Source organism: Kitasatospora sp. NPDC004723 (assembly GCF_040609255.1).
Lineage (GTDB): Bacteria > Actinomycetota > Actinomycetes > Streptomycetales > Streptomycetaceae > Kitasatospora.
The window spans coordinates 20,804-36,143 of record NZ_JBEXJT010000016.1 but is presented as its reverse complement, the minus strand read 5'-3'; the positions used below and the strand labels follow the sequence as shown (position 1 = coordinate 36,143).

Here is a 15,340-nt window from a genome sequence, read left to right as displayed (position 1 = left end):
CTGGGGACGGACACGCACAGCCGACTCGTCACCTGCCGCTTGACCCTGCGGTTCACCGGAATCGTCGTCGGATCCACCCTCGGCCCCCTCGCCTGGGCCTATGGCGGCTGGCCGACCATGATTGCCGTTGGCGCGACGGCGACGGCCGGCGTGCTGGCGCCCGACGCTCTGTCGGGCGCGCTGTCGAGGACCGTGTCACGGCTCCGTGACTGTGGAACCCGAACCGATCCGGCGACCGATCCGCCAGCCGACAGTCATCGATCCCGGCCGTCGACATGCCCGATAACGACCTCGGCCAGATCCTGGCGGCCCCACTCCGCGAGGAAGTCAGCGTACTGACGTGCCTTACCGGAGGTCAGCTGACTGAGCGAACCGGCCAGCATCTCCGCCGCTTCGGGTGCCCTGCCCTGGCGTCGCAGCAGAAGTCCGAGACTCACGGCCGCTGTGATCAGACCGCTCTCGGCAGCCCGTCGAAGGATACGCTCGGCGCGGTCGGGCTCACCTTCCTCGATGAGCGCCAGTCCGAGTCCAAGTGCCGCTTCGGGATTTCCGGCCTCGGCAGCCTGCTCGGCGAGCTCCTCCGCTTCCGCCCAACGCCCTGCGGCGCTGTAGAGCTGGTAAAGGGGCGCTGCGGCCTTCGTGTGTCCGGACTCCAGGGCCTGCGTCAGCGTGTGCTCGGCATCTTCCAAGCGTCCCACGGCCGCCAGCACGCACCCCAGGTTCATCATGGCCGGCCCGGGATGGTCCTCGATGGCGAAGCGAAACAGAACCTCGGCTTCGGCGAGGTGGCCGTCCTCCGCCAGCATCTTCCCGTAGCCGATGGCTGCGGCGCTGTGCCCGGACTCGATGGCTTGTTGGTAGTACCCCTCCGCCTCGTCCCGGCGGCCGGTTTCCACGAGGAGCGTCGCGAGACTTTGCGAAGCGAGCCCTCGATCGACGGCCATGGCCAACCGGAACATCGCCTCTGCTTCCTCCGATCGACCCGACCGGACGAGCACGATCCCGAGATTGTTCGCCGCCATGAGGTGACCGGCGTCCACCGCACGACGGAACCACTGCTCCGCCTCGTCTCCGTCGTCCCCGGCGTTCAGGCGCAGAACGCCGAGGGAGTGCATGGCTTCCACCACGCCGCGGTCGGCCAGTTCACGCCAGACGCGCTCGGCAACCGCGGGCGCCGGCCGGTAGGCATTGACGCCGATCGTGTACCGATCTGCGGGCGAGTGGGAGTTTTCCAAGGCAAAGTCCCAGGCCTGAGCAGGGATTTCACTGGTCGTGTGATCGGCCAGGTAGTCGAAGACCCGCCATGCGCCATCGGTCGATGGAATGAGCAGACTCGTCACCCCGTAGTGCACCTTGGTCGCCCAGGCCATCGCGTCCGACCACGACTCGGGACGGAGAACGGGGCCGCCCTCCCTCGCGAGGTAGATGTCGTGCAGTTCCTTCAACTGCCCTTCCGTGAAGGGGCCGCGCATTCCGGTGCGAGAGAGGTCCACCGCCGCGGCGACGATGGAGGCACTTCTGGGGTGAGCACCCGCGCGCCAGGAGCGCCGCCATCCCTGGAGGAGAGCGGGCCCGGCCGCCAGGTACTCCGCCACGCCGTAGGGGCTGTGGTGCTCCACGGCCTCGAGAACACGGCTGTCTGTACTCTGTGCCGCATGGGCGAGCTCCACCTCGCTCCACAGCCGGTTCAAGTCAACGGATTCCGCGAGATTGAGGACCCTGGCTGCCGCTGCGGCGACAGCTTGGTTGGAGGCTCTGGCGGCCATGGCGCCGTCGGCGTCCGCAAAGCTGTTGAGGAGGAGATATTGGGAGGACCGCATCGTCGCCACGACAGGAGTTCGCGACCGTGTGAACCTCGCGAGCAGCGCTGGGGTCAACGCCTCTGGGCCGAGGTACAGCTCCAGGTCGTCGAGCCACACCACGCATGGGTCGCTGGTTCCCTCCAGGACCTCGACCATCGACTGAAGGTCGCTGCCGCTCTCCGGGCTCAGGACTCGGTGCTCAGGGAGCACAGCGCGCACTGCCTCGAAGGCCGCACGCGTCTTACCGGCAGTGGAGTCGCCGACCACCAGCACCAGTCCGCCCTGGACGGCAGCCTCGGAAATCCGCAGCTTCAGGCATTCGTCGATGTCCCGCGCCACGTACGGCGTGACGCGGTCGCCATTGCCCCCTCGGCGCACCCGGTGCACGCCCGCCTGGAGCACGTCCCAGTGCTTCACCAACGGCCATCGGGACAGGTCCCGGAGACAACTGGTTCCGCAGTCGGTGGGCGACTTCCCGTGCAAGGGCTCGTAGTAGGCCCGCCGTACGTCGTCCGCCTCGGGAGTGTGGAGCCTCTGACGCAGTGCGGTCTCGTCCCACAGCTCGATCACGACGCCTTGTTCCTTCTCCTTGCGCTTCTTCCATGCGTCCCACCATTTGGCAGTGGCACCGTCCATGCTGGAGGGGATGCACAGGATCCAGTTCGCCACCGCGTAGCCGTGCTCCGCGGCGGCTCTCACGGCGGATTCGAAGGACTCCCGGATCGCCTGCTGGTGAGTTCCCCCTTCGGTGATCGGCCAGAAGTACTTGGACTGCCAGATGGTAACGGCATCGCCGAGGTCACCGGCGAACGCGTCGATTCCCCAGTCGCCCGGGTTCGCCGCAATGTTCCGCACGTTCGGCGTGGTCGCAGCGGCCAGTAGGCCGATCATCGTCTCGAAATCCTCGCGCGCCCCGCCCATGCTGCCGGTGCGCGCCTGATGCATGACGAAGTTGATCGGCGGCACACCCGCCCCAACCGCTGCGGTGCTTTCCGACACGGACCCTCCACACATCGAACAGGCGGCAGCCAAGGCTACCGAAACTCGCGGAGCCGAACCCGGGTGGGAGCCCGGCGACGTGGTTGACTGCTCGTCAGGTTGTTGAAGCGTCGAGGTCGCGCCCGGGCTCAGCCTCTGCATAGCCGTCAGCGGCGTTCTACGTCGCCGACGACCCTGGAAGCGTTTCGGTGGTCGACCCCGCCACCAACACCATCACCTCCACTATCGCGGTGGTCGACTCCAGCCTGCTGGGCCTCGTCCTCGTCCTCGTCCTGGCCACGGCCGGGCCGCGGGCGGGACGTGCGTGACGATCACTGGCACCAGGTTCACGGGCTTCACTGCCGTCAAGTTCACTACCGCCGCGACGAGTTCCATCACTGCCGCCTCTGAGACGACCCAACGGTCACTGGAACACCCGCACCGGGGATTGATCCCAACCTGAACTCGCTATTACGGTGTGTGAGTGGATGAGGACTACGATGGGGATCGGTTCTCCGACGCGATTCGGCTGCTGCTCCTGATCGCTGCCGTTGCGGACCCGCTGGACGAGGCGGGGAAGGCCACGGCGCCCGAGAATGCAGTCGGCGTGCTTCGAGCCGAGAGTCGTTTGCAAAAGCTTGACTTTTGGCTGCGGAACCCGGACTACCTGGCTGACGAGCTCCTGAACGACTACGAACGCAGCCATGAGGAGATCCTCCTGGGTTTGGCTGCGGACATCCTGGACTCGGATGAGCCTGAGGTGTGTGCCATCCCTATGCTGCGCTACCTCTTCGGTGCCTTCGAGTATCTCGACCTTGCCCTGAGCGTTCTGGTTGCGCCGAGATTGCTCGTCATCACCCAGCGCCGCACGGACGATCGCGTGTTGCAGGACAACTACTTCCTGACGGCAAAGGGTCAGCAAGTCGCCCAGCAGGCCTCCGAGCGGTTCCCCGAACTCGCTTGGTACACCGAGCGAGCCTTGCTGGTGAGGGCATTGGCAGAGGCGACGGGGCACTCCGCCGTTGCCCTGAGGCGCAGGCAGTACCTCCAGCGGGATTACGCCGAGACACCGCTGAACGAGACCATCCCGTCGATCGCCGCCCGCGCCCGCGCTCGCCTCGCGGCGCTGCGCAGTGCCGCTTCATCCCAGGGGGACGCCGCATGACCACCGAGCACCTGCCGGTCCCGCAGGAGGACGAGCTGATCGGCAGGATCGCCGCCCAGGTCCCCGGTGCCGATCCGGCGATGGTCAGGGACGTACTTGCCGCACACGGCATCCACCTGACGAGCCCGCTGCCGGTCCGGCGCGAGCTTGTCGTCCATTACGTGTACTGCGATGGCACCAAGAGCGGCACGGACGACAACGACGGGCCGTTCACCCTTCGCATGCGCTTGGGCGCGGGCCCGTGGGCGATCGCGAGCACCATCAACTCCGCAGGCAAGTCCAGCCTGCTGTGGGCCCTCAGCTTCGCCTTGCGGGGCGAGGGATTCGACGAGTTCTGCAGACCGGAGACCGTGGGCTGGTTCTCGTACGTGCGCGCCGACATCGAGGTCGCCGGCGTTCCCGCGTCCATCCGCCTCACCTTCGACAGGGCCGGCCACCCTAGCGCCACTCTGCTGACCGCCGACACCGTGGCCTCGCTGCTGGGGCTGGAGGACCGTCAGGAGAGCGGCCCGGGTGTGCGAACCGCGGCGAGGGCGGAGCCGGAGGGCGTGAAGCAGCTCATCGACAGGTTCATGCTCGACCGCCTTGGCCTGAAGCCCGTTTACGTCTGGACTGCCGAGCCAGGAGCGCCGAAGGACGCCGACGGCCAACGCGACAGCCGCGAGGACCGGCACGGATGGGCGAGCTTCTTCTACGGGGTCGCCCTGAACTCGGCCAGCGGCAAAGTCCTCCTCGGCCCTACCACCTATGGCCAGCTTCCCGTCAAGCTCATGCAGCTCTTCCTGGACGTCCCCTACGCCTCTGAACTCAGCCAGCTGACCACCGCGCGGAAGAAGGACACCCAGGAGAGCAATCGGGTGGTACGGCGCGCCAAGGAGGACGCCCAGGCCCGGCACGATCAGGCCGAGCCGCTGCGGCTTGCTCTGGAGACCGTGCAGGGACGGCTCCAGTCCTTCCAGACGTCGAAGCCCGACCTCACCCGGCTCCTCGCCGGCGTCGACTCCGCGGCCCGCCAGGTTGCCGCATGCCAGCGCACGCACCAGGAGGCCGAAGAACATCGCGCTGCAGCGCGCAAGGATCGCCTGGCCGACGAGCGGGCAGTCCGACGCGCCCGGCAGAGCAGTGCCGCCCGGCTGCTCCTTGGCGCACTGGACCCGGAAACCTGCCCCCGCTGCGAGACCGTCTTCGACGACGACCGACGGAAGGCAGAAGACAGCCGGCATGTGTGCTCGCTCTGCACCAACGACCTCCCGGAGCAGCCCGCAGAGGACCCCGAGGCCCAGGCAGCAGCACTGAGCCGCCTCGACGACCGTCTGAACGCCTCTCGTACTGCAGAGAAGACCGCCCAGGCTGCCCTCGACGCGGCGGCGAAGGCTCTGGACCAGAGCCGCGCTGCATACAACCAGGCGAGCAGGCTTCTCGAGGCCGCGCGTTCGGCCGACTGGTACACCCAGTTCGAATCGGCACAGCAGGAGCTGTACCAGCTCCAGGGCGCCCTGGCCGTCGCCGAGGGAACCTCCAGTGCGATGCCCGCCGTGGTCGGCGAGTACATCGAGGCGGGCGCCACCCCGACGGCTCCGCCAAGCTTGGACGACTCCATCCTCGGCGCTGCGGCAGACGTGCTCAGCCCCATCGTTGCCGAGCACAGCCGCAGCCTCTTCGCCGAACTGAACGAGGAGATCGTCACGCTCGCCCAGCGCCTGGGTGTCACCAACCTGACGAGCGTCAACCTGTCGCTGAACGGCAACGTCAACGCCAAGAAGTCGGGTGCCCGCCACCGCTTCTCCGCCTTCAGCCCCACCGAGCGCCTGCGCATGAGGATCGCCACGGTGGTCAGCATGATCACCGTCGGCCGCAGGCGAGGCATCATGTCCCACCCCGGCCTTCTGCTGATCGATGCCCCCACCGCCGAAGAACTCGTCGCTGAGCACGCCCGGGCGACGCTCCAGACCCTTTACGACACGGCGAGCACCGTTCCCGGCATGCAGATCGTCATCACGTCGATCGAGGACGCAGTGTGGGACACCTTTCCCGCGGACCGTATCGTGACCGGGCACGATAGCCGCCAGTTGTTCTGACAAGCCGGGCTGGCGCATCGACCACGTGCTCAGGAGGGAGACCAGATGCAAGCCATCGAGCAGCGTCTCTCCACGTGGGCGCGGCAAGCCACCCCGGCCGAGCGCCGCGCCGGCCCCACCGTGGCCGACCTGGGCGGCCTCGACGAGGTCACAGCTGCCGCAGACGAACTGGCAACAGGGCCGTTGCTGCCCTTTCTCGCCAGTGCCGCCGCCCACCTCCTCGAACACGCCGACACGGGGGCGGGGACCAATGCTGCACTTCCACTGTGCGCGGCAGTGCTTACCGGCCTACGCGAACAGGACAGTCATGCAGCATTCACCGGTGCTCTGGACGTCCTCACCACCCGCCCCGCTCTCTCCCGGGGCCTAGGCCAGCCACTGGTGCGCGTCCTGCTGGCAAGACTCACCGCCGCCGAAGAAGCAGGCGATGACGTGGCGACCGCCCTCATAGGCGCCGAAGCCGCCGACTGCCTCGTCCAGCTCACCCTGGCCGGCATCACCAGCGCAGCCCGGCTCCTAGGCGCCATGGACGCGATCACTGAGGACGCCGCTGCCCTGCCCGAGGCCTTCGCCGCCCGCCTTCCACGCCTACTGGGCGTCCTAGAAGGCCAGCACCCCGGCGCCGGGCTCCGCGAGGCATTGGAACGATGCCTGATGCTGGACCACACCTGCCGGGACGCCGCGTTCGAACTGGCCCTTGCGGACCTGCGCGAAGCCCTGCAACAGGACCAGTACGCCACCATGGCCGCCCAGCTGGCAGCGACCCAACAACGCCTGGCCGAAGTGATCGCCACGGACCCGGACCGCCTCGATGCCCAGCTCTACCACTCAGCCATCGACGCTGTCCTCGGTCTCTCCGCTCCGGACGCTCCCACCAGGGTCCCGGCCGCCGCAGCGACCCTGCGCAGCACCCTTCAGCGCTATCGCTCGTGGCGCTGGCACACGACCACTCCAGCCTGGGCACAACCCCGCCAGCGCGACATCACCGCCTGGATCGAACTCACCCTCCGCCTTGATACAGCCGCCCCCCACATGGGCAGCGACAACCCCTGGTACGAACGCGGCCAAGGCATCCTCACCGCGCTGCTGAGCGCATACACCGCGCACAGCACCGTCGCGGTCCTCACCGGCGCGCCGGCAGCCGCCGTGATCGAGACCCTGGTGGCACCCGTCATCGAGGACACCTTCCTGCAGCGAGAGAACCGTATCGACACCCTGAGGTACGCCCTGACCCACGACGACGAACTACGCCAGGATCCTGCCGCCCAAGAGCTCTACGCCGCACTCCTCCAGCGCGCCGCCGCGCCCGACGGGGCAGTTGGAACCACAACGGCAGGTGATCCGGGAAAAGCACGACGCTGGCATCGGCTGGCCGCCACCATTCCCCAGGAGTTTGCCGCCTTGGTCGAGAGCATCGATGAAGGAGCCCTCGACGCCATGGAACTGGCCTTGCGGGCCCGCGAGGACGTCGTCGCGCCCATCACCGACGCCAAATACAGCCGGCTGATGCGAGACCTCACCAGCCAGCTGGCCAAGTCCAGTGACTGGCTACCCGACATCGCCGACCCGTTTGCCCTCCTCCTCGACGCCACCGTGAGGTACGCCTACATCTGCTACGACATCGGCCGGAAGATGGGAGGCTCCTACACCGAATACCTGCGCCTACGCGACAAGGACGGCAAGAAGCAGAAGGTCGACGAAGCCCTCTTCCACCAGCATTACCGCGAGGTGCTCACCTTCTCCGCCCTCTTCGGTATCGTCAACTCTGAAGTGATCGACCGAGGCGGTGGCCGTGCCGACATCCTCGTCTCATTTCCTGCGACGCGGTTCAACGTCGAATGCAAGATCGAAGAGGACGACGCAACCGAGACAGGGCTACGGAAGTACGTGGCCCAGGCCGCCGAGTACCAGAACACCAGCGCTGCCTTCGCGATCTTGCTCGTACTCGACAAAACCGTTGGCGCCGAAGGCGCCGTCAACCTGTTCAACAGCATCTGGATCGAGCCTGTCCAGCGCCAAGGCGAAATAGAACCCTGTTACGTCGCTATCGTTCGCGTGCCTGGTGGACGCGACAACCCCAACTTGCTTCGGGCAGCGCCATAGCAGCGGTGAGGGCTTCACCCTCGAGACCCTCCCGGACCAGCCCCACCGCGACCTGGCCGACGACGTCACCGCCCAGCTCCACCTTGCTGCCACCGGCCCGTCCATACACTGCGCGCCACCACTGACCCCGCTCCCTGCAAGGGCGGCGTCGTTCTCGCCCTTCACATGACCGCTTGCCGACCTGCTCAATACCACCCGCACCGACCCCGGCACCGACGGACCCGAGCCGCACACCGCGCCGACGCCACCTCACCGCACCGGTTAAAGATCAAGTTAGCTGGGGCGAGCCAGCTCGATGGCGGCTGGCCCGAGCCTCAGCACACTGACGTCGAGCTCGTCAGGGTCGGAGACCTGGACGGCGTAGGCGATCCGGATGGCGCTGTTGACCAGAAGCTCCGCCACCTCCGCCCAGGATGGCCCCTTTCGCCAGGTCAGGCATCGGCTGGTGTTGCTCCGGCGCGCGGGCACGATCTCGGCGGTGTGGGGCCAGTGCCTCCACCAGGTGCTCGCGCGCACCATCAGCCGACTGCGCAACGGCGTACAGGGAGTGGGGGCCCAGTGAGGGGAAGCACTCTCCTCCGCAGCCGTGATACCCGAGGTTCGCCAGAACGTGAGGTTCTCCGGACTCTTCTCGGAGCCGGTTTTGCGCTACCCGCGGAGCCACGCTCGCCTGAATCGTCAGCTTGTGCGGTGCGGGCATGATCCACTCGTAGTACCCGGCGAGCTCGCGGAAGGACCTTCCGCCGCGGTGGTCCCACGGGTGAGAGTGACCGGAGCTGAACAGCAGGTCCCAGAGCAGGGCCTGGAAGTTCTCCTGGCCGGCGTCCTTGGTGTCCAGCTCGATCCGTCCGTTGACCGTGGCCGCCTGCAGCACATGCTGGGGTACGGACATGAGGGCCAGGTACTGCTTGAGGCGCGCACGGTCGTTGACATGCGGCATTGAAGATCCTCGCCGGCGACAGCCCGGACTGCGCCGCGAAGTGAGACGGTGATGTCATCTGATGGCACGGCCAATCGCGAGGAGGTTGGGCATCCCACCCGCCGGCTCACAGCACAATTCGTCCGGGCGAACGGCCAGCCGTGGACCACCTCCGGGCCCAATGTCGAGGATAGGGGAACCCGTTGTCATCAGCACCTCGCCACGCCGGTGCGCCGAGAACCAGCGCGGTGCCGGCAGGGGCCCGGAGGCGCGTACTTCGTGGTGGGGCCCTCGCCGATGGCGGAAGGGACTGTTGCCGCTGCTCCCATCCCCGAGCAACTCGACTGCCGGCAGGGTAGGTTGAAAGGGTCACCGGCCGAGCGCACATGAGGTCCCCCACGTCAATGCCGTCACCTCTGGAACTGCCCCCGCTGTACGCGGTCCTGTTCGCCCCCGGGCCCGGGGAAGGCCGCGCCCAGGACGCGTTGCCGTACGTACCGGTCGTCTTTGAACGGCCGGCCGACGCGGAGTCGACGGCGCCGCATGGCCTGGCCAAGTCCGTGGCCACCGCGCTCCCCGGGCTCTGGTACTGCCTGCACCTCCCCGCCACGCTGCTGGACCTAGTTGACGTCCCCATCCAGAAGCTGAAGGCGGCTCAGCATCTGCTTCTCGACCATCACATCCTGATGGTGCCGATCGACTGCTTCGATGCGGACCGGATCGGTGATCTCCCGCAAGGCCGTCACCCCGTCCTCGCCGTCTGCCCGGACGAACTGCTCGACGAGGCTCGGGAGCGGTCCTCCTCACTGGGGTTCGCCCTGCCCGCGACCCCCTACTCGCAGATGAACGACATCACCCTCGCCGCCCAGTGGCGCGCCATCCAGCAGCACTACGCCTCCGAGCTACCAGCACTCACCGGCGAGTTGTCCCTCACCCGTCGGCTGGACCTGGCCCCGCTCACCCTGCCACACCGCAGGCTAGCCCGGCAGATGGGCTGGCCGACCATGGAGTCGACCGTCCAGGACACGGATATCGACCGGGCCTTCACCCAGGCCCTCAACGGGCAGATTCACCTGGCCACCCTGGCCCGTCTCGAACGGGAAGGTGCCTCCCCGGAAGTCGCCGAACGCCGCTTCCCTCAAACGGCAGGGGAGGAGACCGCCAGACTGCGAGTACCGCTCGCGCTGGGCCTGCCCGGGGCGGCTCCCGCGTACACCCGCAATGCCTACGACGGCGAACTCCGGCGGCAGTTGGAACCGCAGCCTGCCGCTAGCCCGGACGACACCTGGTCCGTCAACCTCCACGAGCGTCCCGATCACCTGGTCGAACGGGCGGCCGTCGAGTTCGCGGTGACCCACCAAGCCATCGCGAGCAGCGGGCTGGGCCTGATGCTGCCCACCGTACCCCGGGATGCGTTCCTCGCCCTCGCTGACCTCGAACGGCATTTCATCGATGGCCCCGGCAGCGCCACTACCCGACGTCTGCTCACCCGGCTGAATGACGCCGTCCGGCCGCTGTGGAGCGACGAACTGCGGGCCGCGATCGAACGCGCCTCGGCCCTGACGGTGTTCTCCGACTTCCCCCTCGGGCTGCTCACCATGCCCGGGGACACTTCCCCCCTGTGCGCCCGACTGCCCGTCGCTTACCGGCCGCTCCAGCCACTGACCAGGACGCTCCAGCTCCAGACCGTCACCCGGCCGCCGCTCGGCCTGAATCACCGCATCAAGGTGCTGATCGCCGAGTGCATCCCCGTCAGCGACCGGATCGGGCGGCTCTCCCGCGAAGGCTGGCGGCTGGCCCGCCAGATCGCCACCCCCGACGCGCTCACCGTCGTCCAGGCCGAGACACTCACCCTCGATGCCCTGCAAGAGGCGGTGGCCGAACACCGCCCTGACATCCTCGTCCTCAGCGCGCACGGAACGATGGTCGGTAACTCAGCCGCACTCCAGGTCGGTGGCGCCCCACGCCTGTTCCTCGGGATCGACCACATGCCCCCGGTAGTCATGCTCAGCGCCTGCCACGTCGCCCCGCGTGGTTCCGGAGCCGTGGCCATCACCGATCTCCTACTCCGGGAGGGCGCGTTGGCGGTGCTCGGAACCCAAGTCCCGGTCGACGTCCGGCACAACGCCATGCTGATGAACCGATTCCTGGTGTACCTCGCCGAAGAGATCGCCAAGCCGGGACAGTTCGCCACCCTCCTGGATGTCTGGCATCACGTCCAGACATCCAACGCGGTCAACGACATCCTCACCGCAACCCCAAACCTCAAGAAGTGGGCTGCCAGCCCCACCCCCACCGGCCGCCCTGTGGCCGTCGAGTTCATGGCGAACCGCGCCAACGGCCAGATCCGCCGGGCACACGTCTACGAGGACACCGAACAAATCCTCGGCGAAATCGCCGACGACCAGGGCCAGGGCCCCCGCATCCGCAACTGGTTCCGCCATCCCGGCTACATCCCCGAGTCCCTCTTCTATGTCTTCGCCGGCCGCCCCGACCGAATCTTCCTCTCCTCCCTTCGCCACCACACCGAACGAGCCCTAGCTGGCTAAAGGTTGTTCTGTAAGGCTTCGATCGGGGCATTCCGAACTGGAGCGGGTCATGCAGGGTGGCCCGCTGCCGTCCAGGTTATGCGTCGCCACCTCGGCGGCCGGCCAGGCTGGCGATCCGGATGGTGCTGTTGACCAGTCTGGCCGGACCAGGTGGATGGCATGACGAGGGCCGAGGGACGTAGACCGGCGGGCGCGGTGCTGCTTCTCCACAACATGCTGGTGGGCCCGGGTGGTTGCCTCCGGGCCCGTGGCTCCGAGTCAGGCACGAGCCTCTAGAGAAGGGACCGACCACCCGGCCGCGTGCATCGCGAGCAGGTGGGCGAGGTGCGCACTGGTGGCCAGGAGGTCTTCGCGCGCGCGAGGACTGACGTTGTCCAGGACGGTGCGCTCCTCGAAGATCAGTTCGCTGGTAAGACGGGCAAGGACGGGCGTGCCGAAATCGGCAAGTCGAGCGTCGGCGGCGTCCCGGAACTCCACCGAGGGCTGGTGATGCTTGCTCCCTGGAACGAGAATGAGGCCAGCTACCGGGATGTTGCTCGCCAACATCCGGAGGTTCTGCTCCCGCCATACAGTCGCGGACTCGGCCGGTGTCAGGTCGACGTGGCGGTCCAAGTTCGTGCTCTGTTGGCCGCCAGCACTCGCGACGGCGATCGTGGTTGTGTAGCCCGGGTCTTCCACCGCGACGACGAAGCGATCGGTGATGCCGTCCAGCATCGTGGGGCCCATGTACCTGTAACTGTTCGAGATGCTGTCCGCCAGGATGATCCAGTCGAAGTCGGATCGGGCCCGCGGGATGAGCTTCTCCAGCGCTTCCCAGCCGTGGCTTCCCACGTGGACGTGAAGCTCTCCTGGGCCGCTGGTGAGGCGAAGACGCTGCCAGGGCGCATCCTCTGTCGGGGCCTTCGGACGAGGCCGTTCGGGCCACGTCGGAGGGGGATAAGCCGCCGGCTGCGCGGATGCCTCGCTGACGTCGTGAACGACGAGCACTCGCCAACCGTGCTGGGCCCAGCCGGCGCCCAAGTGCAAGGCGATCTTCCAGCAGGACGTCTTGCTCAGGGAGTAGCCCACCGACTCAAGCTGCACGACGAGTCCGGGGTTCCGGTCGTGTCTGTCCGAGGACGGCAGCGCGCCATTGCGTGTGGGCCGGAGCGGCGAGACCTTGTTCTCCACAAGAGATTCCGAGAGGACGGTGAACGGCCTGGGGCGGCGTGCTGGAAGGTGGTCTGAGGTGGCCCGAACAGTTCGCACGGTCAGCACGCCGTTCCACCCGTGGCCGGCCTCGCGGGGGACGAACCGCATACGGCACTCATTGGGTCCGCAGGTGTGGGTTGCCCGATCCCAGATGAGGTCGGGCCCTGCAATCGCGTCGCCCAGAAGGCAGGCAATGCGGTCGTCGTGGACAGCCGTCCTCGGGGTGACGATGCGGTCGAGCAGCCAGTCGACGCCGTGCTCGACTTCCGAGCTGGAGACCCTCAGGTCCAGGTGGCCCTCCAGACGCGTCCAGATCCCGGGACGACGCAACAGGGCGCTGGCCAGGAACTGTGAAGTCCTGACCGGCGGTGTGATGGGGCTGGGCTTCTGCCGACTCAGCGGTCGAACGGCCCTGCGCCCGTGCAGGAGCTTCGGTTTAGGCAGCGGCGAACTGGTGCTCCACAGCACCCGATGCCCTCGCGCTGTGGTGGCAGCCGCGTGCTCAGCCAGGAGTTCAGTCAGGTCAGCACCCTCGGTCCACAACCGCAACTCCCCGCTGGCCTGGCTGTGGTCGAAAGCCACGTGCACGGAGGTACGGACAGGTCGGGCCATGAGGCCAGCGACTCCGTGGATCGTCTTGTCGCTGTCCCGGGTCGGGAGCAGATCGAGCACCGGCCGGAACGCCTCGGGCCCGGCGAGATGGATGTCCAGCCGATTCGGCAGCGGGCTCACATCGACGACGCCGAACGGAGCAGTGCCGAGATCAACCTCGGCTGTGCTGCGGGCGACCGCGGAGAGAAAGAGCGCTTCGAGGAGCGCCTGGGTTCCATCGGCCTGCGGAATGAGCCGAGCGAAGTTGTCGAACTGGCCGATGCGGAGTCGGACTACTTCGAGCGGCTCCTGGGTGAAGTCGGCACGCGCGGCTGCTGCTTGCTGGTGCATCATGATCGCTTCCACTCTGGAGAAGTGAGGTGCCCCGACCCGGCGCGAACTGACGCAAATACGTGGTGAGTTTGTCCTTGGCGATGGCATGCGGACATATATACGAAGAAGGTTCTCCGTCGGTGCCGGCAGGTCGGATGAGGCACCCGGATCTGGCCCCTCGCGCGGGCCAGGCTGATTCCAAATCCTAGGGCGTCGCAGTCGGTACTTCTGGCGTCCGCTGGACTTATTCACTCGATTGGGGGATGAGACGAGTGGTCGACAAGCCATCCGGTGCACCGCCCCTAGTGCGGTCCTATAAAAGCAGATGGTCGCCACCGAGTATGGTCTCCGGAGTGGCTGCCGGCCGAGGCAGTAGCCGCCGCATATTGGAAGAGCATAGGGAGCCGGCTGCCTCCGCTTGCAATGGGGGCTAGAACGCATCGCCGAAGGAAAGCTGGCCTGGTGATTCTTGAACCGACCGCATCTTGCGGCCGTACCGGAAGCGGATTCCGAGCAATTCGGAAGGTGGGCGGAGTCGGTAGTTCAGGAACCGGCCATCCGTAGTGCGGTTACCTTCGGATGAATTACACCAAGTGTAAAGATATCCACGCAGCATGCCGGTGGCGTGATCATGATCCTGAACCAATCCCGATTCTCGGCAGCGGCGGGCCTCGGGGCGAGTTTCCTGCCACCAACAGATCGCGCACCGGCCCTGCTGCCAGTTGAACAGAGAAGTGGTCTCGGACGCCCAGTGCGTTCCTCCCGTGTCGGGGAGCGGCCAGAACCAGCACGCCGGCCAGATGTGCGGCAGCCATCGTTCGACAAACGGCTTCGCCCAGCGGCGCAGTAAGGCCGCGCTTTCCCGCTCCTCGTCGGTCATGCACTGACGGCAAGAATATGTCCCTGCTGCGACGGGCCCATCGCGCACGGCGGCTGCGCAGCGGACCCCCGCCCAATCCCGCCTGACGACGGCTTGCGCGGCCAGCACTTGCTCCACGAAGTCGGGAGTCATGGCAGAAGAGTCGGCCATCAACTATCCCTCGCACGGCAGTCGCTCGCTCGCCCTGTGCAAACGAGCCCATGCGCATCCTGGCGGGTTGCACTGACAAGGGTGTGGCGATCCGAGCGACTGGCGACGGCGGGTGCTGCCCTGGGCGGAGGGTGGCGCAAGCTGGGCCCGTCACCCTCGGCGAGGAGAGCGGCGGGCCCTCGGCGTCGACACCGCTCGGCTGACGCCTTGTCAGCTATTGGCGCCGCCATTTCACACTCATGTCAGAGGGCGAGGACGGGCGAGTAGCAGCGAGAGCTTGTGATAGACGTTTTCGCAGGTCAGGGGCCATAAAGTGGCCTCCTGCCAAGGTGGCCCACGGGGGCTGATTCAGAGGTCGTAGTAGAGCTCGAACTCGTGCATTGGAAGTCAGGGCATGCGTCAGTTGTCCATGTCGAACACCACGGTGACGGGGGCGTGGTCGCTCCAGCGTTCGGAATGGGTGGCGGCGCGTTCGACGTAGGCTTCGACTGCCCTGTCGGCCATGCCTTTTGTACAAACACTTAGGTCTACTCTCCAGCGGAACGACGCCTTTTGTAAAAGGTCCACCCATTCGAGTGTGGGCTGTTCGAGGGTGTCTGCT

8 protein-coding genes and 1 pseudogene are annotated in these 15,340 nt (G+C 67.0%); 4 read left to right on the top strand and 5 right to left on the bottom strand.

The features are described 5' to 3' along the window. Window positions 1–254 precede the first annotated feature (254 nt). Window positions 255–2,801 (bottom strand): tetratricopeptide repeat protein, encoded by a 2,547-nt coding sequence (locus tag ABZW10_RS17930; protein ID WP_355366132.1) that lies wholly within the window; start codon window positions 2,799–2,801, stop codon window positions 255–257. Window positions 2,802–3,264: 463 nt separating this feature from the next. On the opposite strand from ABZW10_RS17930, the gene ABZW10_RS17925 reads away from it, so the two are divergent. Genes ABZW10_RS17925 through ABZW10_RS17915 form a run of 3 tightly spaced genes read left to right on the top strand, consistent with a single transcriptional unit; the run spans window position 3,265 to window position 8,126 of the window. Continuing rightward, window positions 3,265–3,945 (top strand): hypothetical protein, encoded by a 681-nt coding sequence (locus ABZW10_RS17925; protein ID WP_355366129.1) that lies wholly within the window; start codon window positions 3,265–3,267, stop codon window positions 3,943–3,945. Beyond that, on the top strand, window positions 3,942–6,023 hold the full coding sequence (locus tag ABZW10_RS17920) for a hypothetical protein (RefSeq protein WP_355366126.1): 2,082 nt from the start codon (window positions 3,942–3,944) through the stop codon (window positions 6,021–6,023). Before ABZW10_RS17925 ends, ABZW10_RS17920 begins: the two co-directional genes overlap by 4 nt. 45 nt (window positions 6,024–6,068) lie before the next feature. Then, window positions 6,069–8,126 (top strand): hypothetical protein, encoded by a 2,058-nt coding sequence (locus ABZW10_RS17915; protein ID WP_355366123.1) that lies wholly within the window; start codon window positions 6,069–6,071, stop codon window positions 8,124–8,126. A 337-nt stretch (window positions 8,127–8,463) separates the two neighbouring features. Here the strand turns inward: ABZW10_RS17915 and ABZW10_RS17910 are convergent, their stop codons facing one another. Further along, entirely contained in the window at window positions 8,464–9,066 is a 603-nt protein-coding gene (locus tag ABZW10_RS17910) for a hypothetical protein (RefSeq protein WP_355366120.1), read from the bottom strand. Between the two features lie 383 nt (window positions 9,067–9,449). Between ABZW10_RS17910 and ABZW10_RS17905 the strand changes: the two genes are divergently transcribed. Then, window positions 9,450–11,594, top strand: a complete 2,145-nt coding sequence (locus ABZW10_RS17905) for a CHAT domain-containing protein (RefSeq protein WP_355366117.1) — start codon at window positions 9,450–9,452, stop codon at window positions 11,592–11,594. 258 nt (window positions 11,595–11,852) lie between these two features. Here the strand turns inward: ABZW10_RS17905 and ABZW10_RS17900 are convergent, their stop codons facing one another. The 3 genes and pseudogenes from ABZW10_RS17900 to ABZW10_RS17890 all read right to left on the bottom strand — a co-directional run. Then, the gene (locus tag ABZW10_RS17900) at window positions 11,853–13,742 is read right to left on the bottom strand and encodes a hypothetical protein (protein WP_355366114.1); all 1,890 of its coding nucleotides are present in this window, start codon (window positions 13,740–13,742) and stop codon (window positions 11,853–11,855) included. Window positions 13,743–14,139: 397 nt separating this feature from the next. After that, window positions 14,140–14,589 carry an endonuclease domain-containing protein gene (locus tag ABZW10_RS17895; protein WP_355366111.1) on the bottom strand — a complete coding sequence of 150 codons (450 nt, stop codon included), beginning with the start codon at window positions 14,587–14,589 and terminating at the stop codon, window positions 14,140–14,142. A gap of 549 nt (window positions 14,590–15,138) precedes the next feature. Then, window positions 15,139–15,276: pseudogene (locus ABZW10_RS17890) on the bottom strand (exodeoxyribonuclease III); the annotation flags it as partial. Between the last annotated feature and the right edge of the window lie 64 nt (window positions 15,277–15,340).

Coding starts and splice junctions, on each gene's coding strand:
- ABZW10_RS17920 (WP_355366126.1), top strand. CDS start 3,942: ATGACCACCGAGCACCTGCCGGTCCCGCAGGAGGACGAGCTGATCGGC.
- ABZW10_RS17915 (WP_355366123.1), top strand. CDS start 6,069: ATGCAAGCCATCGAGCAGCGTCTCTCCACGTGGGCGCGGCAAGCCACC.
- ABZW10_RS17910 (WP_355366120.1), bottom strand. CDS start 9,066: ATGCCGCATGTCAACGACCGTGCGCGCCTCAAGCAGTACCTGGCCCTC.
- ABZW10_RS17905 (WP_355366117.1), top strand. CDS start 9,450: ATGCCGTCACCTCTGGAACTGCCCCCGCTGTACGCGGTCCTGTTCGCC.
- ABZW10_RS17895 (WP_355366111.1), bottom strand. CDS start 14,589: ATGACCGACGAGGAGCGGGAAAGCGCGGCCTTACTGCGCCGCTGGGCG.